The 25,703-nt window shown below is 54.5% G+C and carries 24 protein-coding genes and 5 pseudogenes; 13 read left to right on the top strand and 16 right to left on the bottom strand.

Annotation, left to right across the window (positions count from 1 at the left end):
• Positions 1 to 411: 411 nt before the first annotated feature.
• Positions 412 to 1,135 (top strand): annotated as a pseudogene (locus tag AVI_RS26275) (IS6 family transposase).
• Positions 1,136 to 1,211: 76 nt separating this feature from the next.
• Here AVI_RS26275 and AVI_RS26270 read toward each other — a convergent pair.
• Both AVI_RS26270 and AVI_RS26265 read right to left on the bottom strand, forming a co-directional pair.
• Positions 1,212 to 1,541 (bottom strand): HNH endonuclease, encoded by a 330-nt coding sequence (locus AVI_RS26270; protein ID WP_015918295.1) that lies wholly within the window; start codon positions 1,539 to 1,541, stop codon positions 1,212 to 1,214.
• Between the two features lie 231 nt (positions 1,542 to 1,772).
• Positions 1,773 to 2,204 carry a Ros/MucR family transcriptional regulator gene (locus tag AVI_RS26265; protein WP_041699702.1) on the bottom strand — a complete coding sequence of 144 codons (432 nt, stop codon included), beginning with the start codon at positions 2,202 to 2,204 and terminating at the stop codon, positions 1,773 to 1,775.
• Positions 2,205 to 2,726: 522 nt separating this feature from the next.
• Between AVI_RS26265 and AVI_RS26260 the strand changes: the two genes are divergently transcribed.
• Positions 2,727 to 3,725 (top strand): OmpA family protein, encoded by a 999-nt coding sequence (locus tag AVI_RS26260; RefSeq protein ID WP_015918294.1) that lies wholly within the window; start codon positions 2,727 to 2,729, stop codon positions 3,723 to 3,725.
• A 513-nt stretch (positions 3,726 to 4,238) separates the two neighbouring features.
• Here AVI_RS26260 and AVI_RS30830 read toward each other — a convergent pair.
• Both AVI_RS30830 and AVI_RS26250 read right to left on the bottom strand, forming a co-directional pair.
• The gene (locus AVI_RS30830) at positions 4,239 to 4,556 is read right to left on the bottom strand and encodes a nuclear transport factor 2 family protein (RefSeq protein ID WP_049777523.1); all 318 of its coding nucleotides are present in this window, start codon (positions 4,554 to 4,556) and stop codon (positions 4,239 to 4,241) included.
• Positions 4,557 to 4,909: 353 nt separating this feature from the next.
• Positions 4,910 to 5,401, bottom strand: a complete 492-nt coding sequence (locus AVI_RS26250) for an AraC family transcriptional regulator (RefSeq protein WP_417884089.1) — start codon at positions 5,399 to 5,401, stop codon at positions 4,910 to 4,912.
• 100 nt (positions 5,402 to 5,501) lie between these two features.
• On the opposite strand from AVI_RS26250, the pseudogene AVI_RS30825 reads away from it, so the two are divergent.
• The 4 genes and pseudogenes from AVI_RS30825 to AVI_RS26230 all read left to right on the top strand — a co-directional run.
• Positions 5,502 to 5,681 (top strand): annotated as a pseudogene (locus tag AVI_RS30825) (IS6 family transposase); the annotation flags it as partial.
• A gap of 293 nt (positions 5,682 to 5,974) precedes the next feature.
• A complete protein-coding gene (locus tag AVI_RS26240) occupies positions 5,975 to 6,217 on the top strand; it encodes a type II toxin-antitoxin system ParD family antitoxin (RefSeq protein WP_041699959.1) in 243 nt (80 codons plus the stop codon).
• Entirely contained in the window at positions 6,214 to 6,507 is a 294-nt protein-coding gene (locus AVI_RS26235) for a type II toxin-antitoxin system RelE/ParE family toxin (protein ID WP_015918290.1), read from the top strand. Before AVI_RS26240 ends, AVI_RS26235 begins: the two co-directional genes overlap by 4 nt.
• A 176-nt stretch (positions 6,508 to 6,683) precedes the next feature.
• A pseudogene (locus AVI_RS26230) lies at positions 6,684 to 7,595 on the top strand (IS481 family transposase).
• Here the strand turns inward: AVI_RS26230 and AVI_RS26225 are convergent.
• From AVI_RS26225 to AVI_RS26205, 5 genes are all read right to left on the bottom strand, one after another.
• Positions 7,592 to 8,665, bottom strand: a complete 1,074-nt coding sequence (locus AVI_RS26225; protein WP_015918288.1) for an ABC transporter ATP-binding protein — start codon at positions 8,663 to 8,665, stop codon at positions 7,592 to 7,594. The pseudogene AVI_RS26230 and the gene AVI_RS26225 overlap by 4 nt on opposite strands.
• A gap of 27 nt (positions 8,666 to 8,692) precedes the next feature.
• Positions 8,693 to 9,538: an ABC transporter permease gene (locus AVI_RS26220; protein ID WP_015918287.1), complete on the bottom strand. Its 846-nt coding sequence runs from the start codon at positions 9,536 to 9,538 to the stop codon at positions 8,693 to 8,695.
• Between the two features lie 3 nt (positions 9,539 to 9,541).
• A complete protein-coding gene (locus AVI_RS26215) occupies positions 9,542 to 10,411 on the bottom strand; it encodes an ABC transporter permease (RefSeq protein WP_015918286.1) in 870 nt (289 codons plus the stop codon).
• Between the two features lie 28 nt (positions 10,412 to 10,439).
• Positions 10,440 to 11,735: an ABC transporter substrate-binding protein gene (locus AVI_RS26210; protein ID WP_139192469.1), complete on the bottom strand. Its 1,296-nt coding sequence runs from the start codon at positions 11,733 to 11,735 to the stop codon at positions 10,440 to 10,442.
• Positions 11,736 to 11,828: 93 nt separating this feature from the next.
• The gene (locus AVI_RS26205) at positions 11,829 to 12,332 is read right to left on the bottom strand and encodes a flavin reductase family protein (RefSeq protein WP_015918284.1); all 504 of its coding nucleotides are present in this window, start codon (positions 12,330 to 12,332) and stop codon (positions 11,829 to 11,831) included.
• Positions 12,333 to 12,545: 213 nt separating this feature from the next.
• On the opposite strand from AVI_RS26205, the gene AVI_RS26200 reads away from it, so the two are divergent.
• Positions 12,546 to 13,850 (top strand): amidase, encoded by a 1,305-nt coding sequence (locus AVI_RS26200; protein ID WP_071203992.1) that lies wholly within the window; start codon positions 12,546 to 12,548, stop codon positions 13,848 to 13,850.
• Between the two features lie 268 nt (positions 13,851 to 14,118).
• On the opposite strand, the gene rutA is transcribed toward AVI_RS26200, so the two are convergent.
• On the bottom strand, positions 14,119 to 15,222 hold the full coding sequence (rutA, locus tag AVI_RS26195) for a pyrimidine utilization protein A (RefSeq protein ID WP_015918282.1): 1,104 nt from the start codon (positions 15,220 to 15,222) through the stop codon (positions 14,119 to 14,121).
• A gap of 245 nt (positions 15,223 to 15,467) precedes the next feature.
• On the opposite strand from rutA, the gene AVI_RS26190 reads away from it, so the two are divergent.
• The 6 genes and pseudogenes from AVI_RS26190 (at position 15,468) to AVI_RS26160 (ending at position 21,448) form a co-directional block, all read left to right on the top strand.
• Positions 15,468 to 16,157, top strand: coding sequence for a cysteine hydrolase family protein (locus AVI_RS26190; RefSeq protein ID WP_015918281.1), 690 nt, complete (start codon positions 15,468 to 15,470; stop codon positions 16,155 to 16,157).
• A gap of 133 nt (positions 16,158 to 16,290) precedes the next feature.
• Positions 16,291 to 17,160 carry a carbon-nitrogen hydrolase family protein gene (locus AVI_RS26185; RefSeq protein WP_015918280.1) on the top strand — a complete coding sequence of 290 codons (870 nt, stop codon included), beginning with the start codon at positions 16,291 to 16,293 and terminating at the stop codon, positions 17,158 to 17,160.
• An 8-nt stretch (positions 17,161 to 17,168) separates the two neighbouring features.
• Positions 17,169 to 18,473: an MFS transporter gene (locus AVI_RS26180; protein ID WP_049777520.1), complete on the top strand. Its 1,305-nt coding sequence runs from the start codon at positions 17,169 to 17,171 to the stop codon at positions 18,471 to 18,473.
• A gap of 115 nt (positions 18,474 to 18,588) precedes the next feature.
• Positions 18,589 to 19,551: a LysR substrate-binding domain-containing protein gene (locus AVI_RS26175; RefSeq protein WP_015918278.1), complete on the top strand. Its 963-nt coding sequence runs from the start codon at positions 18,589 to 18,591 to the stop codon at positions 19,549 to 19,551.
• Positions 19,552 to 19,676: 125 nt separating this feature from the next.
• Positions 19,677 to 20,666 (top strand): annotated as a pseudogene (locus AVI_RS30115) (IS5 family transposase).
• A 98-nt stretch (positions 20,667 to 20,764) separates the two neighbouring features.
• Positions 20,765 to 21,448 carry an IS6 family transposase gene (locus AVI_RS26160; protein WP_015918275.1) on the top strand — a complete coding sequence of 228 codons (684 nt, stop codon included), beginning with the start codon at positions 20,765 to 20,767 and terminating at the stop codon, positions 21,446 to 21,448.
• A gap of 197 nt (positions 21,449 to 21,645) precedes the next feature.
• Here AVI_RS26160 and AVI_RS30110 read toward each other — a convergent pair.
• The 6 genes and pseudogenes from AVI_RS30110 to AVI_RS26135 form a co-directional block, all read right to left on the bottom strand.
• A pseudogene (locus AVI_RS30110) lies at positions 21,646 to 21,794 on the bottom strand (IS6 family transposase); the annotation flags it as partial.
• A gap of 98 nt (positions 21,795 to 21,892) precedes the next feature.
• Complete coding sequence (locus tag AVI_RS26155) at positions 21,893 to 22,555, bottom strand: CDP-alcohol phosphatidyltransferase family protein (protein WP_071208086.1); 663 nt, start codon at positions 22,553 to 22,555, stop codon at positions 21,893 to 21,895.
• The gene (locus AVI_RS26150) at positions 22,552 to 23,196 is read right to left on the bottom strand and encodes a LysE family translocator (protein ID WP_041699691.1); all 645 of its coding nucleotides are present in this window, start codon (positions 23,194 to 23,196) and stop codon (positions 22,552 to 22,554) included. The genes AVI_RS26155 and AVI_RS26150 overlap by 4 nt, the downstream gene beginning before the upstream one ends.
• Complete coding sequence (locus AVI_RS26145) at positions 23,196 to 23,966, bottom strand: phosphocholine cytidylyltransferase family protein (RefSeq protein ID WP_015918272.1); 771 nt, start codon at positions 23,964 to 23,966, stop codon at positions 23,196 to 23,198. Before AVI_RS26145 ends, AVI_RS26150 begins: the two co-directional genes overlap by 1 nt.
• On the bottom strand, positions 23,966 to 24,580 hold the full coding sequence (locus tag AVI_RS26140) for a gamma-glutamyl-gamma-aminobutyrate hydrolase family protein (RefSeq protein WP_015918271.1): 615 nt from the start codon (positions 24,578 to 24,580) through the stop codon (positions 23,966 to 23,968). Before AVI_RS26140 ends, AVI_RS26145 begins: the two co-directional genes overlap by 1 nt.
• Positions 24,577 to 25,680, bottom strand: coding sequence for a PEP-utilizing enzyme (locus AVI_RS26135; RefSeq protein WP_139192467.1), 1,104 nt, complete (start codon positions 25,678 to 25,680; stop codon positions 24,577 to 24,579). Before AVI_RS26135 ends, AVI_RS26140 begins: the two co-directional genes overlap by 4 nt.
• Between the last annotated feature and the right edge of the window lie 23 nt (positions 25,681 to 25,703).

Genomic DNA, 25,703 nt, shown 5'->3' with positions numbered 1-25,703 from the left:
GGGAATTTAAAATTAAACTCCCGAGGACCAATAGGTAATCAGTATGTATAGATATAACGGGGCTTACGACGATTAAGCTTAGATGCGCCAATAAAGACGGCAAGAAATTTCTTCATATCTTACTCCTTTATTATTTGTCGACGCTAATACAGCGCCGGTAAATAGCAATATATTATATTATAGGAGAAGTCAATTTAATTGCATTTATATGATTCACAACTTGATATTTTGCAATTTTTTTTAAGATAAATATAATTTACATAATAATAAATAATTGAAATTCCATTTCCAACTATCCTTTGAATGGGCCGCTGGGAATGGGCTTTTCGCAAATTTTTCGGCTTAACGCGGTGTTGACCATCATCAGAGATGACAGTGTCGCCTTAAGTTTTGTACGATAGAGCAGTGGGCATGAACATTTCTTCGTCTACCTTCGCCTCCTATCGTTACAAACGTCACCGCTTTCCAGCCGAGATTATCGCTCACGCGGTTTGGCTGTACTTCCGGTTTCCATTGAGCCTGCGGCATGTCGAGGATTTGCTGGCCGAACGCGGTATTGACGTTTCGTTCCAGACAGTATCGGAATGGGCCGCCAAATTTGGCTCCGAGTTTGCTGCGTTGCTTCGCCGGCGCTCAAAGGGCGGCTTTGCCGATAAATGGCACCTCGATGAGATGGTGGTAACCTTCAAAGGCCGGAAATACTGGCTCTGGCGCGCCGTCGATGCTGAAGGCTATATGCTTGAAGCCCTTTTGCAAAGCCGTCGCAACAAAAAGGCAGCTCTGAAATTGATGCGCAAATTGCTCAAAGGCCAGGGCCTCACACCCCGTGTGATGGTGACCGACAAACTCCGGTCCTACGATGCCGCTAAACGCGATATCATGCCCGGCGTTGAACATCGTTCGCATAAGGGGCTGAACAATCGGGCCGAAAATTCCCATCTACCCATAAGGCGGAGAGAACGGATCATGATGCGGTTCAAGTCTGCCGCGCAATGCCAACGTTTCGTTTCAACCCACGGACCGATTCCAATCTCTTTCTGGTTCACCGCAACATCAAATTGCCGCCGATCACCGAACGCTTCGCACCGAGGCTATGGCCGTCTGGCGTGAAATCACGCTGCCACACGCCACATAAAGTCGACCGCCGCTGCCATCTGACGTCCTGTTCAAGTTAAGGCGACGCTGCCTGCTCGCTGTCCCGTCGCAGATTTTCAGCGACGTCGGGTACGTTCCTCTGCCTCGTCCTCGAAGCTGGGTGGCTTGGTTTTCACCCACGCCACGAATTTCTGGATCGCGGGGTCCTCGAGAATAGCGGCGATCGTGGAAAACTTCTTCGCCAGCTGCGCGTCGGTGAAAACCCTGTGGATGTGGCTATGGCATATGCGATGCAGGGGCAACTTGAGCTTGCCGCCTTTGCTCTTGGGAACCAGATGGTGGTCCTCCATTTGGTCGTCCGGTATCACGCGCTCGCACAGCGGGCAGATGACCGGCTCCGCCTGCATATCGTCCGAAGCGAAATTGTCTCTGATTTTGCGTGCCATCTGTCTCTCCGTCGGCGGTCGGACCTCGTCCGTTCGGCTTCGGTAGATCATCCTCTACCTGTCGACAACAAAAAAAGGCCGCAGCGAAATCGCACCCGACCTTCCTTATCTTCGTCCATTTGTCAGGTCAGGACATCCGTGGAGTGGTTGTCCTGACGTCGCTCGCACGAGAGCGAGTAGGCCGCTTCATCTCGAATGCGGGCTACTGCGTGGGGGTACCCCTGAAACTTGTTAGGCCACCTTCCGCCGTCGGTTCTGCCCTAGGCCACTGTCCTTTGCCAAACGCGAACGCGCTTCCGCGTATGCAGGAGCGACCATGGGGTAGTCGCTCGACAGATCCCATTTTTCTCGATACTGGTCAGGGGAAAGCGAATGATGGGTCATAAGATGACGCTTCAAGGACTTGAAGACATTCCCGCATTCCAGACACGTCATCTGATCTTCCTGGAGAGACTTGCGGACCGAAACAGCCGGCTTCTGCTTCTCGACAATGACTTCAGCTGCGGCAGGTATCGACGTCGACGTCAATGTTGCGTGGACATCGGCTATCAGCAAACGTAGTTCACTCACGGGGATGACATGGTTGCTGACGTAGGCTGATACGATATCGGACGTCAGTTCAACCAGCAGGCTTTCACTGTGGGTCTTCGGTAATTTGTCCATGAATATAATCTTCTTCTAATGCCGCATTCAGCGGTCAGGCAAGCCAAAAAATATTTCTGCTGTTTCCCATATAAATCCCAGGCGGGCAACAGCCTCCCGTATCCCCGGGCGTTGGCGTCTTTGAGGCCGTTGCGAAATCTTTTTGATGGCGAGATTGTCACGCAGGCAAGCTTATTACGGCAGATTTTCCTATGCGATTGACTCTAAGGTGCCGCTCGCTGCTGACACCTACAACATCAAATGCCGTGAAGAAGCTCATGAGGACGTTCGTTGGTGGCGTCGCCTCGCTCCGAAACTGAAAGAGAAGGCCGGACGACCGTTCCTCCGGCCTTTTTCGATATCTGGCGAACAATGGCTGCGGTCTTGCCACCGCAGCAACGGGCAGATTGAGGTCGGGCCTCGTCCTGGTTGCGGTGACGATAGGGGCCGGGCAATTAGCACAAGAGTACTAATTGCCTTTCCTTGCTTGCGGTTTATCCCCTGTGAGCATTGTCAGTTTCGCACCAACGAAAGGACCTTAACATGTCTGGATTCCGAACAGGCCTCGCGACCCTCGCTCTCATCACGGTCCTGGGCTTACCGAAATTCGCCGCGGCCGAAGCGCCGTCGCAGGATATTGAAGGCGGCAAGGACAATCCGATTGTGTCGCGTTTTTCTGGTGCGGTGATTATTGGTTACCAACAGCAGGACTACGCAGCGCTGACCTTGCCACTGGGACCGTATGACGCCAGCCAGAAAAGCCACTTTGCCAAGAGCAAGACCGTTGAAGGCCGCCTGACCAGCATCGCATACGCCATCCCCGAAGGAAAAACGGCGCTAGAAGTCTATCGCAATTACGAACAGACATTGAGGGCAGCTGGTTTTCAGCCGGCCTACCAGTGTGAAGGCAGCGCCTGCGGTGGCTATGACTTTGCCGCAGCACTTGCCGACCCGATCAATCACGCCATGGGTGACAACCTTTTCAATCTCAGGATTGATCTGATCAACGCCACCGATGGAAACGTGCGGGCGATGACGGCTCATCTGGAGCGCCCCCAAGGGCCCGTCGACGTTTCCTTGCTGGTAAGCCAGGATAGCGGTAGACAGCCCGGTTTGCTGCTACAAATCCTGGAAGGCCGCGCTATGGAGACGGGTGAGGTCACTGCGGACGCCCAGGCAATGAGTGATAGTCTGGCCAAAACCGGCCACATCGCGCTCTATGGCATCCAGTTCGAAACTGATAGCGCAGCCTTGAAGGCGGAATCGGACAAAACGCTGGCACAGATGGCCGAGTTTCTGACGCAGGACGTGAGCCGAAAGGTCTATATCGTTGGCCATACCGACAGTTCAGGGGCTTTGGAGCGCAATATGAACCTTTCGCAGGCGCGTGCGGCGGCTGTCGTGAAAGCTTTGACAGCCAAATTCGGTATCGACTCTGATCGGCTTCAGCCCAAGGGCATCGGTCCCTATGCGCCGGCGGCCAGCAATGCAAACGACGCGGGTCGGGCCAAGAACCGCCGGGTTGAAATGGTCGAGAGATAGATGAATGATGTTGAGGATTTTAAAGGGGTCGTGGGAGCCTTCTCACTCTCGATCGATGATCTCGTTGAGATTCTGTACCCGTTTGTTTCTTATCGTCGGTTGTCATAGCGTGACGACCGTTGTCTTCGATCCAGATCCTGATCCTAAGTGGTCGCTTTACTCGCGAAAATCATTTCAATTATGAAGCGCCGGACCTTACTTACCACGTGAGCAATCATGACCCAGAAGCCAAGCATTCTGATAGCGAACGAGGCGAAGGGCTGTGAGTCCTTGCTGAACGACAAACTATGAAGCCGCGTCGGAGGTTGACCCCTATGACCGGTCTCGTAATACCCTGCTTTAACAAAATGGAGATCGGCTGGGGTCAAGCTCGGCGGCGATGAAGATCTCGCACGCGCGGAAATTTTGCAGATAAAGTCAGGCGCTTACCGCGTCCTCGAACGGGGTCAACCTTCCGCTCTGCTTCACAAATCCGCCCTGCGAGCGCGGCTGTCGTCCGGTTACTCAGACTTCTCATTCGAGATCGGCGTGGATCCAGCCATCGGAATTGATCGTGATCTTGAGGACGCCGATCTCGTGGCCAAAATCGCCGGCAAAATCGAGTCTGACGAAAGCAGTATGATCGTCCTGTTTTCCAACCGACAGAAGCCGGCTCTGTGTGTGGTAGCCGACGAAAAACTGATTGAGATACTGTTTGATGCCCTCCGGACCAATGAAGGCGTCGCCGACCGAAACGTCATCGATAATGGCATCTGGGGCGACCAGGGACATCACACCCTCAATGTCGAAAGCGTTTGCAGTCTTGATAAAATTCGCAGCAAGTTCCTGCATGATGTGGTCTTTACATATCGATGATCGCGGTGTCTGCGATCGTTTCCGCGAACCCGTAGCCAAATAGCACTGCGGGTGTCTGGAACCGGCTCTGTTGCAAAAATTTGTGGTGTCTCTGGATCGAAGAAAAATATTCCATAATTCAATCTGAAGCGGTTTTGAAAAGCCAAATAAGATGGTGCATGACTGGATGATTGTCGTTCGAGCGAGAGGTTTTCCGTCCATACGCAGACGTCGTTTGAAATTTCATTCTACGACAAAGAGTTTTTGCAACAGAGCCCTTCGTGGTCTGTTGGAGGTTGCAACGGATCGGCCGCCATAACGTTGAACCAAGTAGGTCCCGATGGCGGTTGTCATCTGGTCGACGAACAGCGCGCTTGCGTCCTCCGGTTTTTCAAGCGCCGGAATCGGGCGCGCGCAAGATTGGCAAGCACGATGTCTTTCGACGCAGTTTCGGCCGCGAGCGAGGTGATGCCTGAAAGTTCCGCACCCTCGGCAATACGGATGAGATCCGCAGGCGAGATTTCAAATAAGAGGAACTCAAAGGAGCCGCCGAAATCTGCCTTGTAGGCCTCGGCGAGCTCACGAATGTAAATTGATTTTCCCGCAAAGTCGTTAATATTTACACGATGTTGATGATGGATGCGTCGCGTATGACCACCGATCGATGAGACACCAACAACAAGACCTCGATTGCTTGACGATGTCTTGACCTGATCGAGCCTCACGACACTTGTTCCCTTGCGAAAGACCACAATATCGGAACCTGCCAGCGTTTGATTGATCGACAACTGTTTTAGTGGACATCCGAAGGTATCGGTTGCCGTTGTGCCGTGCGATTTCATGTGACTATCGGAAATGGGAACCAAGACGCGCAGCTTTGGCTTTTTGAAGACCAATCTCGCGGTTGAACCGTCCCGGACTTACCGGAGCCCCCAACTCGTGAGAAACATGCCAAAGATCGGTGGCTTCAAATCCTTCAACACGGCGTGGAGAACCATCTTGGGTTTCGAGGCGATGCTGTGGTTGAGGAAAGGCTTTGGCTTTTCCGGAGGCTGAACCATCAATGATCAGAACGATTTGCTTGCGCGCCTCTTCGGACTGCCAAAAGTTAATAAAGCATGAAAATGAAGATGCTAAGGGGATAATCGCGCGCTCCGAAAATGTTTGCGACAGGCCCTGGAAAACCATAGGGCGTCCTTCGTGACCAAGACAGGCTGAAGATCATTGCCCGCTCTAGCCAGGTTAGCGCTCGCTGCAGAACGAGAAACCGATGCTCTGTCCACCTGATAGTTCTATAAACAGGCGTTATCCCACCGGCAGAGAGAATGGGGGACGGTTCTGATCCCATGCAGATGTAGGAAAATTTGACAAACTTTGCCAAAATCGAATATGATTCCTTCAAATGGAGGTTTCCCATGGCAACAATGAACGTATCTCTTCCAGACCCGATGAAGGATTGGGTGGAGGCGCAGGCCAGGACTGGGCGATATTCGAACGCTAGCGACTACGTGCGCGACCTGATCCGACGCGACCAGACACGAAACGACAAGATTGCCGCCATGCAAGGTTTCGTCGAGGCCGGGCTCCAAAGTGGCGTTGGCATTCGATCAAAGGATGAACTCTTTGCTGAGGCGATGGATCGTGCCAGCAAGTCATGAGTTTTAAACTTTCTGTCGAGGCAGAAGAAGACATCATTACGATCGCCGAGCAGGGTGCCCGTATGTTCGGAGTAGACCAGGCAAAACGCTACCATGATGAACTTTTCGCACTATTTGATCTGATCGCTGCTAATCCACGCATCGCACGCGAACGGAATGAGATCGAACCGGCCGTCAGAATTCATCCCTTCAAAGCACATCTTATCGTCTATCGGGTTGAAGACGATGAGAAAATTTTCGTAGTGCGAATTCGCCACGGGCATGAAGATTGGGTAAGTATTTCAATGTAGCGCCACGGATGGAGCTGTGGGGTTTGGTGTGCCGCAGGTTCAGGCGAAAGTGGCTAGTTGTTTGATCCCAGGCTTTAATGGTGCATTATTTTCCCTCGAATGGAAGGAAGCACTATGGGCCAGGCTCTATACGGTCGCGCCACAACGATAGGTCAAGCGGATTAGAAAACAGTCCAGTGGACTGTTTTCCCGCGCAGACGGTCCGTCGAGCAATACAAAATAGTCAAGAGAGCCTGAGAGCGCTCTCAAAGCGGTATGGGATCAACCCGAAGACCGTTGCCAAGTGGAAGAAGCGCACATCGGTTGCCGATTTGGCGACCGGGCCGAAGGAACCGCATTCGACAGTCTTGATCCTCGAGGAGGAGGCCGTGATTGTCGCCTTCCGCAGGCACACGCTTCTACCTTTGGATGATTGCCTTTATGCCCTTCAGCCAACAATCCCGCATCTGACGCGCTCGTCCTTACATCGATGCCTACAGCGCCATGACATTTCACGACTGCCGGAAGTCGAGGGCGACAAGGAGCCAAAAAAGAAGTTCAAGAGTTACCCCATTGGCTACTTTCACATCGATATCGCTGAAGTCCAGACCGCTGAGGGCAAGCTCTATCTGTTTGTGGCCATTGATAGAACGTCCAAGTTTGCCTTCGTCGAGCTTTACGCCAAAGCCGGAAAGATGAATGCAGCCCAATTCCTGCGCAATCTGGTCAAGGCTGTACCCTATGCCATCCATACGGTTCTGACGGACAACGGCATTCAGTTCACCAATCGGGCCTGCGATCTCTACGCCTTCCATCACATCTTCGACCGGGTCTGTGACGAGAACGGCATTGAGCATCGTCTGACCAAGGTGAAGCCCCCCTTGGACCAATGGGCAGGTCGAGCGACTGGAAAGCACGATCAAGGAAGCGACCGTCAAGCGTGTCCACTACAACGACGCCTACAATTTCGGGCGAAGGCGCAAGACCCTAAAGAGCCTCACGCCCTATGAGTTCATCTGCAAACGGTGGACTTTGGAGCCGGAAGATTCATCATAAATCCAATCCAATCACATGCCGGGACTGAACATGCAACACGTCCCAGCGTTTAGCCCACCACTTCCAGGCCCCATTCATCTTTCACAGACCATGAAACGCTGACCCGATCACCGATGGAATGGCTAAAGGCAAAATAGTCGTTATCGCTGACCATTACGGAGATCGGTTGTCTGTCGGCCGTCATCAAAGAAAGGCGGCCTATTGCGCCCTGATATTCGCCTCCGACCACCTCCGCGATGGTATGTCTGTCATCCTCGGCCCCTGCGATCCGGCATTTGTCAGCCCGCACACAAAATTGCCGACCGCCAAGGTTTAAAACATTATGTCCGCCAATGAAGCGGGCGACAAAAGCGTTGAGGGGCCGGGCAAAGACCTCGCGGGCAGGGCCTGCCTGCATGATTGCACCGCCATTCATCACCACGATCATGTCCGACAGAGCCATGGCCTCCTCCTGACTGTGGGTGACATGCACGAAGGTAATGCCCAGCTCGCGTTGAATACGTTTCAATTCCGAGCGCATGGTAATACGTAAAAATGGATCAAGCGCGGATAGCGGCTCATCCAGCAGCAAAACCTTTGGCCGGGTGATCAGCGAACGGGCAAGTGCTACGCGCTGCTGCTGGCCACCGGACAATTGCGCCGGGAGCCGTTCTGCCAGTACTTCCATCTGCACCAGCGCCAGATAGTCCATCGCCTGGCGGCGTCGCTCAGACCTGGCCACACCTTTGAGCTTGAGCGAAAATGCGACGTTATCTACCACGCTTAGATGGGGAAACAGCGCGTAATTCTGAAACATCATCGAGGTGCCGCGCTGAACGGCGGGTGCCAGTGTCACGTTGCGGTCCTGCACCAGAATATCACCATCGCTGACAATTTCATGTCCGGCGATCATCCGCAAGGTTGTGGTCTTTCCGCAGCCACTTGGTCCCAGCAAACAGCAATAACTGGCGGACGGAATACGCAGCGAAATGGTGTCAACGGCAGTGCTGGAGCCATAGCGTTTGGTCACGGCCACCAGCTCAACATCATTATGGTGGGCAGAGGATGAAGGGGCGGTTTTCTGGATCACATTCTTCGCAACGCTATCCGTCGGAACTGTTGTCAGCTGTGTTTCATGTCTCATTATTACATCCTCATGGAATGGGTCGCATCAATGCGGTTGCAATCTCGACTGTTGCCGCTTGGCCAGCGTCGTCGCCAGAAGCAGCATGCCGATGACGAGAATGAAGGACACCGCGGTCGTCAGCGTGCCAATGGCAAACAGCACCGGTGATGTGGCCGCCGTCAGCAATCCGGTGATTTCCATCGGCATGGTATTGCCCGAGCCGACATTGAGTGACGTGCGGGCCAATTCTTCATAGGAGGAGGTAAAACCGGCCATGAAGATCCCAACGACGCCTGGCAGAATGATTGGCAAGATTACCTGGCTGAAGCGCTGCCAGCTGGTGGCACCAAGATCCGTGGCGGCCTCTTCATAGGACCGGTTGAAACGCCCCATCACGATAAACATGATTAACAGGCCAAAAGGCAGTGACCAGGTGAGCTGCGCGCCAATACCCGACGAATACCACTGGATCTTGTAGCCCAGCAGATGGAAGGCCAGCGCGATGCCAAAACCAACAAAAATCCCCGGCAGCACCATGGCCGCTATTGCAGAGTAAAATACCAGATTGGCCCCAGGGAACTTTCGCCGATAGGCCATGCCTGCCGCCACCGATATCGTCATGGTCAGCACCGCTACAATAGCGGCGAGGCGCATGGAACGAAAGAAGGCATCATGCAGATCGCCAACCCCTTCGCCGCCCGTGCCGCCCAGCAGCACCTGAAACCAATGGGTTGAAACCCCGACCATGGGAAAGCTCATGCCGCCGCTTGGTCCCTGAAAGGACAGGATGAACACACACAGCATCGGCCCATAGAGAAAGGCCAGATAGACAGCGAAAATGCCCAACAGCAGATAGAAGGAAGCAGGTCTTGGTTGTCCACGCTCGCGCATCATTCACTCCTGATTGGCCAGTTCTTTTCGGATATCAACGAGGCGCAGCAGAGAGGCGACGAAGCCCAGCACAATGACCAGCATCACAACCGATTTTGCCGCAGCGGGCGGGTATTGGAAGGCGTTCAGCTCGGTGGCGATGGCCCCCACCGCCGTGTTGATCTGGCCGCCGCCCATCTGTTTGACGATGAAGAAATCGCCCATCACCGCCGTCACAATAAAAATCGAGCCTATGGCGATGCCGGGTTTGATCAGTGGGATAATCACCAGACGGATGATCTGTCCCTCACTTGCCCCCTGATCGCGGGCGGCATGCAGAAGGTTTTTATCAATCTTTGCCATGGAATTGGCGATCGGTCCCAACATGGCCAGCGTCAGCACATTGACGTAGACGACGATGACGGAAAATTCCGAATAGAGCAGCCAAGAGAGCGGCTGCTCTATGATATGCAGATGCAGCAAGACCTGATTGACCAGCCCTTCGCGCCCCAGCAGCGGCACCCAGGACACCATGCGGATTGGCCCTGATGTCCAGAACGGTATGGCGCAGGCCGCAATGCACAGCGCCCGCACGATTGGGCTGCGGACATGAAACATCAGATAATAGGCGATGGTAAAGCCGAGAAACAGCGTGATCGCCCAGACAATCGCCAGGAATTTGAACGTCTGGAGATACAGCCTGAGCGTCAGTTCAGAGGTGAAAATATCAAGATAATTTTCCCAGATGAACTCCGGGATCACCTCGGCAAAACCGTAATCCATGAAGCTGACAGCAATAATCATCGCCAATGGCAGGATCACGAAACACACCAGAACCAGCGCCATAGGCGCGATTTGCAAAAGCGATACCCGCTTTGCCGAGGAGAGTGACATCGTAAATGTCCTTGGTTGGAATGAAATTTTACGCGGCGATGAAATCCTGCCAGCGGCGCACCAGATAGCGATCCTCATCCATTAGCGTGTTCCAGATGCCGATATTGCCCATGCGATCCCAGAGTGAGCCGCCGTCGCGCACCGCACCCGGCTTTTCCATCACCTTGCCAAAGGGGTTGAGAATAGGTTCAGACGCGGGCTTGCCCTCATACCAATAGCCATATTCATTGGCGCTCATCAGCGGCTTCACATTTTCAGGTACGGTATTGTAAAAGCCTTGGCGGGAAATGAAGGCGCCGGCCCAGCCGGAATTGTACCAGTTCATATACTCGATGGCGCATTCGCGCTTCAGCCCGGTCAGATGCTGCATCTGGAACATCATGATGTACCAGCCGCGATGGCCCTCTTTCAGCGGTTGGAACGTGCAGGCAATACCGCGCGTACGCACCTCCGTCACAGCAGGCGACCACATGGATTGCAGCACCACTTCGCCGGAGGCCATCAGCTGCACGGATTGATCGAAATTCAGCCAGAAGGAGCGGAATTGCCCGGCTTTTTTGTATTCAATCAGTTTCTTGATGGTTTTGTCGATTTCGCTGCGGGTCATATTGCCCTTGTCAACATAGGAGACCTCGCCCAGGGCGGACAGCGCCATGGCGGCATCCGGCAAGCCGACATTGACCCCCTCCTGAAGCGCCACATGGCCCTTGAAGGCAGGGTCCAGCAGGCGTGCCCAACTGTCGATTTTGGTGGAGCCGATCAGATCGGGCCGCACACCCAGCGTATCGGCATTATAATAGAGCGGAATGCCCACCAGCCATTCTGTCGGCGTCATTGAATAGGCGCTGGCGGTCTTATTGGCATAATATTGCGCCTTGATCGGTGCAAATCCTTCCAGCGAGGCCATTTTACCATTGGGGTATTTACCTGTCTGAAACAGGGAAATGGTCTTATCCCACCATTTATATTCCTTGGTGGTGACAGGCTGAACAATATTGCGGCCGAGCAGATAGCGTACAGACGTATTGGCAAGGTCGGCGACATCCATCGATTCCGGCTGGGTCAGCATCCGGTTCATCTGGGTGGCGACGTCTGCCGTCTGCATTTCAATGGTAAAGCCGAGATCCTTGCTGGCCTGTTCCTGAATATTCTTGATGGTGGAATAGGACTGGCCAACATGGACCAGCTTGATGTCCTTGATATTCTGCGCCCAGATTGTTGGAAATCCAGATATGGCCCCGGACCCGGCGGCCATGCCGCCCACCGCTGCCGCGCCTTTGATCAATCCGCGCCGTGTTATCCCCTTGCGCTTTTGGTTGCTCATCTGATGCTCCATATGCCGGCTTTTGCCGTGCTTCTGTTCCCGTTTTTATGATCAGTACGAACTATACTTGGTGCCTCGCGCCTCATGAAAATCTCACTCAGCGGGTGTCATATCCGGCTCGACAAGCACCTGCCGATAGCGGCCATCCAGATAGACCAATGGTGCATCGGTACTGTCCCAAAGCTCTGTTGCGACGATGTCAGCGATGAAGATCGTATGTGTGGCGTAGGAGAGTGCGTGGCGCACCTCGCAATCAAAGCTGGCCAGTGAATCGACAAGGGCGGGTGCGCCGGTCTTTAGTATCTGCCATTCACCACGCAAAAACCGCTTGTCCCGGTCAATGGCGCTGGAAAAGCTGGCGGCAATCGGCTGGGCGCTTTCCGACAGGATGTTGACACAGTAGATTCCGGAGCGCTCGATATGCCCATGCGCTGAGGCATTTTTGTTGACGCAGATCAGCAGCGACGGTGGATCACCGCTGACGGAACTGACCGCCGTTGCCACCAATCCGTGGCGCACACCGTCAGAGAGCGTGGTGATCAGTGACACGCCAGAAGCCAGACGGCGCATGCCAAGCTTGAACCGGGCAATATCCATGGTTTTCCATCTCCGTTTCATGCTGTTTTGATGGTTCTTGCCAAAACACACGTTAAAAATGCGCATCAGCCTTCGGTGGAAACTATGTTGCCCGAGAGTGCAGACGCCAAATGACCATTTCTCAGCCGCGTCGTGAGAAAATCTGCCGTGTCATAGAACAAGAGTAACGGTAACCTGCGCGCCACGATCGCACCCACCAAGAAGGACATGGGAATGACATTGCCTTATCAATTGGATGCCTGCACGCTCACGACCCTTACCCACGGTGGGCAACTTTCGGTCACCGACATCGCAACGTCGATCATCCGCCGCATTGAAGAGCGCGACAGTGCCGTTCGTGCCTATGCTCATTTCGATCCCACCCAGGTTCTGGCTGCCGCGCAGATGCTGGATGCGGCACCCCATAAAGGGCCGCTGCATGGCGTACCCATTGCCATCAAGGACGTTATCAACACCAAGGATATGCCGACGCAGCACAATTCAGCCCGCTATCATGGACACCAGCCGGGAATGGATGCCGCCTGCGTCGATACCCTGCGCCAAGCCGGAGCGTTGTTGATCGGGAAGACAGTCACGACCGAATTTGCCACAACAAACCGGGGAAGCGTGACACGCAATCCGCACGATCTTGCGTGCACGCCGGGCGGGTCCTCCAGTGGATCGGCTGCAGCGGTTGCCGATTTTCAGGCCACATTGGCGCTTGGCACCCAGACGGGAGGCTCCACCATACGACCCGCCTCTTTTTGCGGGATTTACGGGTTCAAACCAACCTGGAATGCAATCAGCCGGGAAGGGTTGAAAATGTATTCCGCCACCTGCGATACCCTTGGCCTTTACGGCCGCTCGGCTGATGATCTTGCCCTTCTGGCTGATGTTTTTGCGCTTGATGCAACGGAAACGGCGCTTGCCGATGACCTTGCCGGAAAGCGGATTGGCGTGTGCCTCTCACCGGCCTGGCCAAAAGCAGAGCTTGCCACGCAACAGGCGATGAACACGGCAATCGATGCCCTGAAACAGGCAGGGGCCGTGGTTTCGGATATTGCCTTGCCCGCGATGTTCGATGGCATTCTGGCCGCCCACCATATCATTTTGCGCCGTGAGGGGCGCTCGGCCTTCCTCAACGAGGCGAATGCGACACCCGACCTTCACGACGAACTGAAAGCCATTGTTGAAAATCGCCAGGCCATCACCCCATCTCAGGCCCGCGATGCCTACCGGCTGGCCGATCAATGCCGTGCCGCCTTCGACGACATTGCTGCGTCCTATGATGTGATCCTCACGCCGAGTTCCACGGGCGAAGCGCCAAGGGGGATTGAGACAACCGGAGATGCGATATTCAATTCGATATGGACGTTGATGCAGGTGCCTGTCGTCAATGTTCCCGGCCTATACGGGCCAAATGGCAGGCCCGTCGGAGTGTCCCTGACAGCGCAGCGCTATCAGGATCGCAAGGTGATCGCCTACGCTGATTTGTTGGGTGCAGCCCTGCAAAACCGACAGAGCATGGCGGCAGAATAGCTGTCTTCCACAAAAAAGCGCCGTGCCGCATAAGCAAGGCACGGCGCTTACTGCATAATTCTTTAAACCGGAATCGGTTTAAAGAGAAAATTATGCAGCAGATATAAAGCGCTACAGCGAACCTTTGTGCGCTATATAAGGCGCACGGCGCTGTAGAGTTTGTCAGGGAAAAGTGGAAACCGGTTTTCCCTAAAAGACACACGAAAACACAAAACTAGGTTCTGTCTGGTTCAACCTGAACCTGACAGAACCTAAGCATCTGTTCACCTCACGCTGCATCCAGATTGCGTTTGAGGTTGGGATTGCGGGAACGCATCAAGGGCTGGATATATTGGCCAAACTGCTCCATGCCGATGACGAAGTCATCAAAGGTCAGCATGATGCCTTTCAGGCCTGGAGTGCTCAAAGCAATTTCATCCAGCATTGCCGCGACTTTTTCATAGGAGCCGATCAGCTTCAGCATGCCGGTTGGCTGCGGATTTTTGATCTGGCGCACCAGGGCGGCGGCCGTTGAGCCTTCCTTGGCCACCGTATCCTGCCCGGCCTGACTGGCCTGCCATTCCAGCGCTTCGATGTCGGTACCCTGCTTGTAAAGCTCCCACTTTGCAAAGGCTAACTCGTCAGTACGGTCGGCAATCACCATCAAAAGCAGAAAGGCGCCGGTGTCGCGTCCGCTTTGCTTTGCCGCGGCTTCCACCTTGGCCACCATGGTGCGGGCACCATCGGTCTGGTTCATATCCCCGCCAGCGCCAATGAAGTTGTAGTCGCCATATTCCGCCACAAACCGCATGCCGCGTTCCGACTGGCCCGCACCAACCACTGGAATATGGGCGGATGGACGTGGCGACAGCTTGCAGTCGTCCATCTGGAAGAACTCGCCCTTGAAGTTGGAGACGCCCTTGGTCCACAAATCGCGCATCACCTGCACATATTCCGAGGCATAGTCATAGCGGCGGGCAAAATGCTCGGGTGTCAGCTCAAGGCCCATCTGCTGGTATTCTTTAGGCTGCCAGCCGGTGACCATATTGATGCCAAAGCGGCCCGGCGCAATCGAATCGATCGTCGCCGCCATGCGTGCCACCACTGCGGGCGGCATGGTCAACATGGCCACAGATGCAAACAGCTGAATTTTCTTGGTAACGGCGGCCAAGCCGGCCATCAGGGTGAAGGATTCCAGATTATGGACCCAATATTCACTCGGGCCATTATAGCCACGAAGCTTGATCATCGACAGGGCAAAATCGAGGCCGTAATGTTCTGCCTGCTGCACCACCGCCTTGTTGAGCTCAAAACTCGGCATGGTTGCGGGCGAAGTGGTGGAAATAAGCCAGCCGCGGCTGCCGATGGGAATGAAGACTCCGATCTTCGTCATAAGCGCGTTCCTCTCTTCTGTTGTTATGAAGCAAGAGTTGAACGGCTTGCGTGCAATGCCAAGCGACGAATTCGAAGCTGCACCTTGAGAAAAACTCATGCCCGCAAGAGATGACCCTAAAAACAGGTAGGCGTGAAAATGATAGGCTGAACATTTCTCATCACCACCATCAGGAAATCGCAATCGCCAATAGCGTCGCTTGCCTCTACCGTCGCGCAGAGTTGTAAGGAAAAGAGGACAGGCGCATGGCTGTGTGGGATCGATTTCTGACTGACGATGACAAGCTTGTGGTGGCGCGGCGTGCGCGGCGCCCATTGAATGGACCGGGCCGTCGCAATGCCCTGCTGATCATTGATATGCAGGTCACGGCCTGCGGTCTCGACAAGCCGATTTATGAGCAGCTTGATCTTTACTCGGGTGCCTGCGGTCCTCACGCCTGGAAAGCCATACCGGTGCAACAACGCTTGCTGGCGGCGGCACGCGCCGCGCAGATGCCCGTGATTTACTCCAAGCATGTATTCTACGACATCAGTGGCCTTCCCGAAGCGCGGTCCGACAATAACTTCAGCGCCCGCAATGCAAAATCCGATATTCCGCCAGAGGTTGCCATGCAGTCTGGCGATCTTCTGGTGGAAAAACAGACCCCAAGCTGTTTTGCCTTCACCAACCTACATTTGATGTTGAGCAATCTGAATGTCGACGGTCTGTTCCTGGCAGGCAATAGCACCAGCGGCTGCGTGCGGGCCACCGCTGTGGATGGTACGGCTCTTGGTTATAAAATTCAGGTCATCGAAGAGGCGGTGTTTGATCGCATCGAAATGTCCCATGCGGCCGCCTTGTTCGATATGCAGTTTAAAATCTGTGATGTGATCAGCGAAGACGAGGCGTTGAGCCAGTTTAGCAGTCATGGTGCACGCAAAATCCAGGCTGCCTGATCTCCATGTTCAACAGTGAGCATTTCAACTTTTCACGGAAACGCGGAAATGCTCTTTCTTTCGTTTATGTCTCTCCAGAGGAAAACTGGTTCCCGCTTCTTCTGGAAATGCTTTTGCTGGAAAGAATGCCATCATGACCTTCCGCGCCGCCGCCGTGCAGCTTGGCCCCGCAAGTGCCACGATCAAAGCCACGCTTGCCCGCATTCTAACCTTGCTGGATAAGGCGGCAGAGCAAAAAATCACGCTGGCGGTGTTGCCGGAACTGGCGCTCACGCCTTATTTTGCTGCCACGATTCATGACCGCGCTGCTCAATATGCCGACAAGGAGGAGAATGATGCAGCAATTTCGGCAATAACAACCAAGGCCCGCGATTGCGCAATGACGGTGATCCTGCCGTTTGCCGAGCAGAACGGCAATCGCATCTACAATTCCATGGCCTTCATCAATAGCCGAGGCGAGCATGTTGGCACCTTTCGCAAAATGCATATTCCAGGCTTCGTGGAGCAGAAGGAAAGTGGCGAAGTCACCATTCTGGAAAAGCGCTACTTCGTACCTGGAGACAAGGGCTTTGCTGTGCATGACTGTGAACCCTGGAAGCTGGGTGGATTGATTTGCTATGATCGGCGATTTCCCGAAGCCTATCGCTCGCTGTTTTTGCAGGGCGTAGATGTGATCTGTATTGGTTACAACACGCCCGTCATGCCCGCCAGCACGCTGTCCGCAAGCCGCCATGCCTCGGAACTTGCCATGTGTGGCGGGGCCTATTCAAACGGCACCTATGTGGTCGCGGCGGGTAAAGCGGGCATGGAAGGCGGTTTACGCTACATCGGCGGCAGCGTGGTGATAGGCCCGGACGGACGTCTTCTCAGCAAGGCCAAAACCATGGGAGACGAATTGGTGGTGGCTGACATCGATCTGCAAAGACAGCAGCTCATTCGGGATAGATGGGACTTCCATGCCAACCGCCGACCGGATAGCTACCTGATGAGCGCAGCGGTCTGACGGCGCCAATGGCTTTCACGACACTCCGTTTGATGCTGGCAAACCGTTTTCCAGCCTTGCAGATCCGCAATTTCCGCATCTTCTATCTCGGTCTGCTCTTGTCTCTTGCCGGTCCATGGATGCAGACTACCGCGCAGGCCTGGCTGGTGTTGAAACTCAGCGATTCCTCGCTCGCGCTGGCCACGGTCACATCCCTGCAATTCCTACCGATCATGCTATTGGCATTGGTGGGCGGCGTGGTTGCCGACCGGTTTCCAAGACGCCGGCTGATGGCCATTACCCAGAGCCTTGCGGCAGTGCAGGCCCTGGTGCTGGGTGTGCTGGTGATGACAGATACGATCGCGCTCTGGCATATCTATCTTTTGGCTCTCAGCCTGGGCGTGATCAATGCACTCGATAATCCGTTAAGGCAGGCATTTGTCAGCGAACTGGTTGATGTGCCAAGGCTTGGCAATGCCATTGCGCTTGTGTCAATGATGCAAAATCTTGGCCGCATCATTGGCCCGGCCATTGGCGGTGTGGTGATTGCGGCTTTCGGGGTAGGGCCAGCGTTCCTGATCAATGCGGTGACTTGCAGCACGATCCTCTTTGCGCTGGCATCTATCCGCGCCGCAGATCTGCAACCCATCCGGTTCAGCGGCCGTTACACTATGATATCTCAGATCGCGGAAGGGTTGAGCTATGCCCGTAAAACCCCGAGCATTCTGTTTCTGCTGATCGCAACAGCCTTTATTGGCATGTTCGGACAGAACTTCACGACCATTGTCCCCTTGGCAGCCAATTATCTAGTACATGCGGGTGCTGCCGAATTCGGCCTGTTAAACTCCAGCCTTGGTATGGGGTCATTTTTCTCCGCGTTTATGCTGACGGGGCGTAGAAAGCCAACCGTTGGGCTGATCCTGGTTGCCGGTCTCAGCTTTGGTCTGGTGCTGATTGCCATTGCCTTTTGTGGCTCCCTCATTGTCAGCTGCCTGTTGTTTTTGCTGGTGGGTGCCGCAGCAGTCACCTTTTCCACATCAGTCGCCGGTTCATTGCAGATCCAATCGCCGCCCGAGATGCGCGGGCGCTTTGCATCGATGGTCCATCTGCTGATTACCGGCTCATCGCCGATTGGGGCGATGATGACAGGGGTGCTCGCCGAACATTTTGGCGTACCCGCTGCCATATCCACCAATGGTGTGCTGTGCTGCATCGGTACGGCTTTTGCGTTTTTCTATTTCCACAGGATGCGGCGGAATTTTCCTTTCGATCTCACCCGTCCCGCACCAGATAGCGCTGCACAGCCTATCGCGACGGCACAACCTGCCGAGTAAGTTGCATTATGCCTATATTTTGAACAATATTGATTTTGATCAATTTTTAGACTTGCCGTTCTTCTGCGCTCATGGTCTTCTTTGATTGGGAGGACAATCAATAGGGGACGTTGGCATGAGAAGACGTGTACCTCTCAACTCCGTGCGGGCCTTTGAAGCAGCAGCAAGACGCATGAGCCTTGTGCAGGCCAGTGACGAATTGTGTGTGACGCCGACGGCGGTCAGTCATCAGATCCGGCAACTTGAAGATTTCCTACAAACCAAACTGTTTCTGCGCCGCAGCAGCCGTCTGGAGCTAACGCCGGAATCGCGTGCTTGCCTTGCCAAACTTACCGAAGCACTGGACATTATAGACGATGCAATTGCCGCACTTCACAAACCGATGGACATGCCGGAGCGTCTGGTGGTTGGCGCATCAGCCTCCGTTGGCTCTTTGTGGCTCATGCCAAGATTGCGGAATTTTTACCGTACAGCGCCAGAAATTGATATTTCGCTGACCACCTTCATTGAGCGTTCAGCGATTGAAACGGACACCTCCGATGTCTGGATCTGCAACTGGCACACCAATCTGGATCGGCGCGTGGAACTCCTATTGGAAGAGGATATTATCCCCGTTTGCTCGCCTCAGATGGCTGAGGAGTTTGGTGAGTTGAGCTTTGACTCCTTGCGAGAGTTACCACTTGTGCATGTGGACCGCGCCAAGGCGAGCATTAATGGTCAATATCCCGATTGGGACCGTTACTTGCGTGAATATGGCATCAGCCGCAACGATATCGCCAAGGGGCCGCGCTTCAATCAGGCTGGCCCGGCGATTGAGGCTGCCAAAGCGGGAATGGGGGCGCTGCTTGGGCGCTCGATTCTGATTGAGCGTGCCTTGGAAACTGGAGAACTGATCCGGTTGGGCGACCCTTATCCAATTCGCAATCCTTATTATCTCATTTCACCCCTGCAGCCGGCCTCAAACGCCGTCAAGATGTTCAAGGACTGGATTTTTGCTCAGGCCAAGACCAGAACTAGCACCTATGTTGAGTTGCCCCATAAAAACCGGAGAGGATCAGATTTCCGTTTGACCGTTTAATCCCAACGATCCTGGTGTTTGATCCCGGCATCTAGTTGTGCATTATTTTGGCGTTGGTGCACGGACCAAATTCCAACAGTTCTCGCCTATGTGGCTGCGATCGAAAACAGCTTGATTGATCATCAATGCCACAGAAACATAACGCCGCTCGCCGTCATCGCATCGGCAAGATGAAGTTCAAGGTAACGAACTGGGCCGAGTATGATGCGTGTCTGCGACAACGTGGCAGTCTAACCCTTTGGGTGACGTCGGAGGTTGTTGACGGTTGGGCGGCGCAACGACGCAAGACAAGAGGTGGCCAGCAGCGCTATTCCGATCTGGCGATTGAGACTGCCCTGACCCTGGGCCTCGTATTCGGCTTACGCCTGCGCCAGGCGGAGCGCTTTCTGATGTCAGTGCTGCGGCTGATGGGACTGGATCTCGCCGTTCCGGACCATACGACGCTAAGCCGTCGGGCAAAAAATTGGCAATCGCCGGACAAACGGCAATGTCATTGACACCCAGGAAAAGGGCCCGTCCATGTCCTCGTCGATAGCACCGGTTTGGAGATCTATGGCGCTGGCCAACGGCTGGAAGAGAAGCATGGTGCCGAGTCCCGTCGGCGATGGCGGAAATTGCATCTGGCGCTGGATGCCGACAGCGGCGAAATCATCGCTCACGTCATGACAGACCAGGATGCTGGCGATGCCACGCAGGTGGAGGCGCTGCTCGACCAAATCGACGACCCCATCGGCCAATTTACGGCCGATGGCGCCTATGACGGCAACCCAACCTATGAGGCCGTTACCAAACGTAGCGCGGGCGCTGCGGTGGTCATTCCGCCACGCGCCAATGCGGTGGAACAGCCAGACGCCGATCTCTTCTCTCAACGAGACCATCATATCGCGGCGATCAACGCCGATGGGCGGATGAAATGGCAGGCCGCTACCGACTACGGCAAGAGATCTTTGGTCGAGACCGCGATCGGTCGCTATAAGTCGATCATCGGACATCGATTGAGGGCACGCTCATTCGCCACGCAACAGACGGAAGTCGCTATCAACTGCTCCAGCCTCAATCGAATGCTGGCATGCGCGCGCCCGAAATCCGTCCGGTGCGAGACAGATACCGCATAAACACAGCATCAAAGACTGAAATCCGCTCAGTCATCGATCGATGCAACAACGCCGATAGATGTGGCCTGACGAAAGCAGGCAGGTAGGATTGAGCGATCATGGTCGATTTCAAAGGCAGTCACTACCCGAAAGAAGTGATTTTATACGCCTTATTTTTCTATGTCCGATATGCAGTTTCCTACCGCGACCTGGAAGAGATTATGGCCGAACGCGGGGTCAATCTCGACCACGCGACACTGAATAGATGGGTCGTGAAATACGCGCCGCTGATTGCCCTGCAAGCGAAGCGCCGGAAATCCAAACCCAGCGGCTCCTGGCGAATGGGTGAGACGTACATCGAGGTCAAAGGCCAGTGGATGTACTTTTATCGCGCCGTTGACAAGCATGGCAAAACCCTTGATTTCATGCTATCCGAGCATCGCGATGAGGCCGCCGCTACCGATTTCTTCGCCCGCACCATCGAGAACAATGGTTGGCCCGAAAAGGTTGTCATCGACAAAAGCGGGGCGAACTTGGCAGGGCTGCAAAACATGAATATTCTGCTGCTATTGCATGGCTGGTTCTGGCTGATCGAAGTTCTGCAAGTCAAATATCTCAACAACATGATTGAGCAGGATCACCGCTTTATTAAGAAACTGACCAGGCCAATGAAGGGCTTCAAACGCTTTCAGTCCGCATCAGCGACACTGGACGGCATCGAAGTCGCACATATGATCCGCAAGAAACAGTTTTCCACCAGCGTCCAATCGCCATTTCAACAGTTCTCGGCACTCGCCACATAACTGTGTCCAGCTATAGCCACTTCCGTAATCGGCCAGAAAATTTGCGACAAAACCCGCAGGACTTCAAGGGCGATTGTCAGCTCGTGGGTGGGCGTGGGAACATCCCGACATCCCGCTGCACACCAATGCATCGGAAAATGCCCTACGGGCGTTTGTTACCAAATGGCAAAGGATTTCGTTTCGGTGGTGTCCTGCAGGAACGCGGCCGTCATGCCACGCACTGCCCGCAGATCCTCAACCATACGCAGGCTAAGCGGAAACCGGAATACAGCCAAACGGCATGGGCAATCAATTCCGCGGGAAATCGATGCCGACGATAGAGAGGATCACGGCGAGATCTCGTCATCCTGCCAGATCCCACATTTGATCGATGTCTGGTTAACGTTACGATGCCGCATCAAGGCTTTAAGTTTACAGTACACGGTGAATTGCGTATGGCCTACATCAGGTAATGCTCTTCAACAGATTGAGAATAACGACGCCCACGGACAGTAGATTGAACGCTGCCAGCCCTCCTCCCGTCATTTTTGGTACCCTTAGGGAGCTCACGTTGAATACTGCAATGGTGGCGATGCACCACGGCAATACTTGCGCGGCAAAAGGCATCGGCAAAAGCCCAATAAGAAGACTCGTCAAGAACGATGTGTAGATTACCGGAACGCCGCGATAGCTGCCGTCAGGATTGCCGCCAAACACAGAGAAATATGTTAGCCGTGTCGCGGCACATAGCGCCAGAAGCACGGAAAGTAATAGGCTGATCGCGCTCCAGTCGCTCAACGCCCCCATGAGCGCCGCAGGCAGGATCGCTCCATGCATCAGATCCGCAATCGAGTCGAGTTGCATACCCGCACGCGACATATGAGCCGCGCGGCGCAGCCCGGAACGACGCGCGACCCAGCCATCTGTCATGTCGGCGAACAGGGCCAGAGCCAAACATGCAGCTCCGAGATGCACCTCGCCCACCACTGACGCATGAAGCCCGGCAACGGCAAACCCCAGTCCCGCCAACGTTACGGCATTGGCCGGGTCTCGCATCAGAGCGGTGATATGGCCCGGCTCATCCGAAACCCGGAGGCTTTCCCCTCGTTTATCGTCCCCCAAATTCACGCAGAAACCCCCAACGTGACTCCCAAAAAGAGATAAATCGCGGCGCTGAGCCCGGGGAACAAACGGCTGGAAAACATGCCTGAGAAGCGACGCTGAGCTCTGATGAGCAAGAACGCGTACATATAATGCACGGAGATGACGATAATCGCGATTGTCAGATACATGATTGCGAATTGCGGCACGATTGGCCATTCCGGCGAGATAAATTGGGGCAGGAACGCCGATAGAAAAATCACCGTCTTGGGATTACTGGCCGAAACCGCGAAAGCCTCAAGAAAGCGTTTGCGCGCCGAGGGCAGCGCATGCACCTGATTCAGCTGCGTCGGTGCTTTTACCGCTTTCAGCCGACCCCGGATAAAAACATCATAAACGATACGCGCGCCGAGATAGATCAGATAAAGTGCGCCCGCAATCTTCATCCAGTGGTAGGCTGCGCTCTCTACAGTTAGCAACGAGCCGATGCCGACACCAATCGCGACGATAATCAAAAGCTGGCATGAAAGGTTGCCGGCCATTGTCACGAAAACGTGGCGATAGCCATATTTTGCCGTATGGTTCAGAACCATCAGGACGTTAGGACCGGGCGAAAAGGTGATTCCGAGATAGGCAAGCGCGAAAAGTAGCCAGAGTGCGGGATCCATCAGTAAGATCTTTCTAAAGCAGGAGTGTTGAGGGGGGTGGAGGCTTCAAAGAAGTGAATATCTTCGGGAGAGTCGAGTTCGCCCCACGGATCGAGGTTGGGTACGCATCGAATCAGCGTTCCGCGCCCCAGAAGAGCCGAGAACGTGCTCGTCACATCGATCGAACGGCGACGATCTGCACTAAGGCTTGCGCAAAAATCCTGCATCTCGGCGAGACCGGTCGGCGTAAGCTTGAATAGGCCCATGTATTGGCCCTGCACCGTCGTGATATCTTGCACCCTCCCGCCAATCGCGATCAGGCGTCCCTCCGTACCAATGCGGAAGTTCTCTATATCCGAAAGTGGGTCCTTGAAGCGTCGCTCCCAAAGGGTACGGCCATTATGATCATAGGCCAGTACAAGGTCGCCCTGGGCGGAAATGAGATTCCGCACAATGCCACTTTCAAAGAAGATGTCGCCATAGCTGACGATGCACGGTTCCGCCGCCAGACGATCCGCCGCGCAAAACAGCGATTGCACCATGTTCGTACTGTCCCAATCACGGTTCAAGACGACTTCGGCATCAATCTCATGCGTCTCGATGAACGCCTCGATTGCCTCGGAACGGTATCCCGCCACAAACGTGAATTTTTCCACACCGCCTGCCTTCAGGCGCTCAACTGAAAGCTCCAGAAGCGGCCTGCCCCGGAAAGGAACGAGGCATTTCGGTCGCATGTCCGTAAGATTACGAAGTCGTGAACCTCGACCGGCTACAAGCATGATGGCGCGCATTAATAGCATCCTATGGTTGAAAATCTAGCCCTGAACAAGGCAATATCGGCTTGATCCGGCACCACATTGCGCTCGGGGTGCCACATGATCCCTGATACAGGCAGGCTGTCATGCGCCAACCATTCCGGCGAACCATCCTCCGCCTCTGCCAAAACGTGGCATTGGCTCGGCACCTCATCAATCCCGTAGTCATGATAGGAATTCACGCAGCGCTCCCCCCAGTTGCCCGCAATCCTATGCCTGGTCACGGTATGGCCTGCACGCTCCACAAGAGTCCCGCCAAACGCGTGGCAGAGTTTTTGCAAACCCCGGCACACCCCGAGAACCGGGAGCCCCTTCTCTTTCGCGCGGGCCAGAACGATATCTTCAACTCTGTCCCGGGCCCGAACATGCTCCAGTGAGCGCGCGACATTACCGCCACCGCTCAGGATCACACCGCTCAGGATACCGCTGTCGAGAATGAGTTCTGCTTGCCCGAGATGGTTGGGCAGACAAACTGGCACAAACTCGCAGGCCTCCAGGAAAGTCCACCACCCGGTTTCAAGGCAGTCCCGGTGCTCGTTCCGCTCAGGCAACACGGCGTCACGCATGGTGATTGCCACAAAGCGGCTCATATGATTGGCTCAACCCGACGGGCGCGGCAATCACACCGCAACACCGAAAAGGTCTTCCATTTGTCATAATGCCGCCCGGCCCCAACCACCGCCGGAATCCCGAATTCACGAGCACGGATCGCCATATGAGAATTCTCGCCTCCATATCGCGTGATGAAACCCGCAATACCTCGAGTAAACACCCAATCGTATCCCGGATCAGCGGTTTCGATGAACACGATCTTGCCCCTCAGGTCATTGTCGAGAGACAGCGCGACCGGGGCCTGAACCGTTTCATAGGTCACGAAATTTGGTGCCGAAGCTTCCACCTCAAAACCGAAAATATCGTCAGGTGAGGTCAGCAAATCAGGCAATCGCACCGGCAGGCTCTGCTGCCACGAGACCCGGTTCGACGCCGAGATTTCGCGGATCCGCCGGTCTATGTCGGATGTGAAGTCGAGCATGTTCTCGATATCCGAGAGCGTTAGAAACGACATCTCTTCCCTGTTGCAACCGTACTGCACCCCGACATTCGAAATGATTTCAAGCGCATCTGAAACCTGTTTTGTGTAGAGAAACTTTACATATTCCCGCGCATGAATGGCACTCGCTGCAAAAGTGCGGAAGCGCGCCCAGTTAAAGTTGTATCCAAGCGCGGCGAAATGCGCATCAATCCGCGCGATGTCACTCGCCGAAAGCTCTACAAAGCTTCCTGTGTCTCGCACGTCGGGTTGCGCTTGGGTGGCATCAAGAAATGAAAAATACTTCTCCGGTTCTTGATCGTATCGCGGCACGGTGATGTCGAAGGTTCCCGGGCGAATATGCCCGTATCGCGCCATGAAGACGTCGCGCTCCAGTCTCTGGAAATCGCGAACCAGTTCCGAACCAATCGCCTGCGCGCTACGGGAGATATCCTCAATCACGGCTTCGTGGATATAACCGGTACGTGCAAGGACCCTCAGAATAGAAGTCGCAATAAATGCCGACCGCGCAGCGCCGGAAAACAACGGTGCTGCGTTGTGCCGCACCCATGACAGAAGCCGTGTGGCGTCCATCAGGTTTGCAGACTTAAGATCGCTCTTTTGCTCATACATCGCTTCCAGACGCACCACGTCGGCCATGATGCTGTCATAGGCACCGCCTT

It is taken from the genome of Allorhizobium ampelinum S4, from assembly GCF_000016285.1.
GTDB classification, from domain to species: domain Bacteria; phylum Pseudomonadota; class Alphaproteobacteria; order Rhizobiales; family Rhizobiaceae; genus Allorhizobium; species Allorhizobium ampelinum.
This window is presented reverse-complemented; position numbering and strand designations above follow the sequence as displayed.

Excerpts from the sequence above, each read along its gene's own strand:
- AVI_RS26225 (WP_015918288.1), bottom strand. The coding sequence starts at position 8,665 with ATGAGACATGAAACACAGCTGACAACAGTTCCGACGGATAGCGTTGCG.
- AVI_RS26180 (WP_049777520.1), top strand. The coding sequence starts at position 17,169 with ATGGCTTTCACGACACTCCGTTTGATGCTGGCAAACCGTTTTCCAGCC.
- AVI_RS26185 (WP_015918280.1), top strand. The coding sequence starts at position 16,291 with ATGACCTTCCGCGCCGCCGCCGTGCAGCTTGGCCCCGCAAGTGCCACG.
- AVI_RS26210 (WP_139192469.1), bottom strand. The coding sequence starts at position 11,735 with ATGAGCAACCAAAAGCGCAAGGGGATAACACGGCGCGGATTGATCAAA.
- AVI_RS26215 (WP_015918286.1), bottom strand. The coding sequence starts at position 10,411 with ATGTCACTCTCCTCGGCAAAGCGGGTATCGCTTTTGCAAATCGCGCCT.
- AVI_RS26200 (WP_071203992.1), top strand. The coding sequence starts at position 12,546 with ATGACATTGCCTTATCAATTGGATGCCTGCACGCTCACGACCCTTACC.
- AVI_RS26140 (WP_015918271.1), bottom strand. The coding sequence starts at position 24,580 with ATGAGCCGCTTTGTGGCAATCACCATGCGTGACGCCGTGTTGCCTGAG.
- AVI_RS26135 (WP_139192467.1), bottom strand. The coding sequence starts at position 25,680 with ATGGCCGACGTGGTGCGTCTGGAAGCGATGTATGAGCAAAAGAGCGAT.
- AVI_RS26145 (WP_015918272.1), bottom strand. The coding sequence starts at position 23,966 with ATGCGCGCCATCATGCTTGTAGCCGGTCGAGGTTCACGACTTCGTAAT.
- AVI_RS26235 (WP_015918290.1), top strand. The coding sequence starts at position 6,214 with ATGAGTTTTAAACTTTCTGTCGAGGCAGAAGAAGACATCATTACGATC.
- AVI_RS26150 (WP_041699691.1), bottom strand. The coding sequence starts at position 23,196 with ATGGATCCCGCACTCTGGCTACTTTTCGCGCTTGCCTATCTCGGAATC.
- AVI_RS26265 (WP_041699702.1), bottom strand. The coding sequence starts at position 2,204 with ATGGACAAATTACCGAAGACCCACAGTGAAAGCCTGCTGGTTGAACTG.
- AVI_RS26160 (WP_015918275.1), top strand. The coding sequence starts at position 20,765 with ATGGTCGATTTCAAAGGCAGTCACTACCCGAAAGAAGTGATTTTATAC.
- AVI_RS26175 (WP_015918278.1), top strand. The coding sequence starts at position 18,589 with ATGAGAAGACGTGTACCTCTCAACTCCGTGCGGGCCTTTGAAGCAGCA.
- AVI_RS26260 (WP_015918294.1), top strand. The coding sequence starts at position 2,727 with ATGTCTGGATTCCGAACAGGCCTCGCGACCCTCGCTCTCATCACGGTC.
- AVI_RS30830 (WP_049777523.1), bottom strand. The coding sequence starts at position 4,556 with ATGCAGGAACTTGCTGCGAATTTTATCAAGACTGCAAACGCTTTCGAC.
- AVI_RS26240 (WP_041699959.1), top strand. The coding sequence starts at position 5,975 with ATGGCAACAATGAACGTATCTCTTCCAGACCCGATGAAGGATTGGGTG.
- AVI_RS26205 (WP_015918284.1), bottom strand. The coding sequence starts at position 12,332 with ATGGATATTGCCCGGTTCAAGCTTGGCATGCGCCGTCTGGCTTCTGGC.
- AVI_RS26220 (WP_015918287.1), bottom strand. The coding sequence starts at position 9,538 with ATGCGCGAGCGTGGACAACCAAGACCTGCTTCCTTCTATCTGCTGTTG.
- AVI_RS26190 (WP_015918281.1), top strand. The coding sequence starts at position 15,468 with ATGGCTGTGTGGGATCGATTTCTGACTGACGATGACAAGCTTGTGGTG.
- AVI_RS26270 (WP_015918295.1), bottom strand. The coding sequence starts at position 1,541 with ATGGCACGCAAAATCAGAGACAATTTCGCTTCGGACGATATGCAGGCG.
- AVI_RS26250 (WP_417884089.1), bottom strand. The coding sequence starts at position 5,401 with ATGAAATCGCACGGCACAACGGCAACCGATACCTTCGGATGTCCACTA.
- rutA (WP_015918282.1), bottom strand. The coding sequence starts at position 15,222 with ATGACGAAGATCGGAGTCTTCATTCCCATCGGCAGCCGCGGCTGGCTT.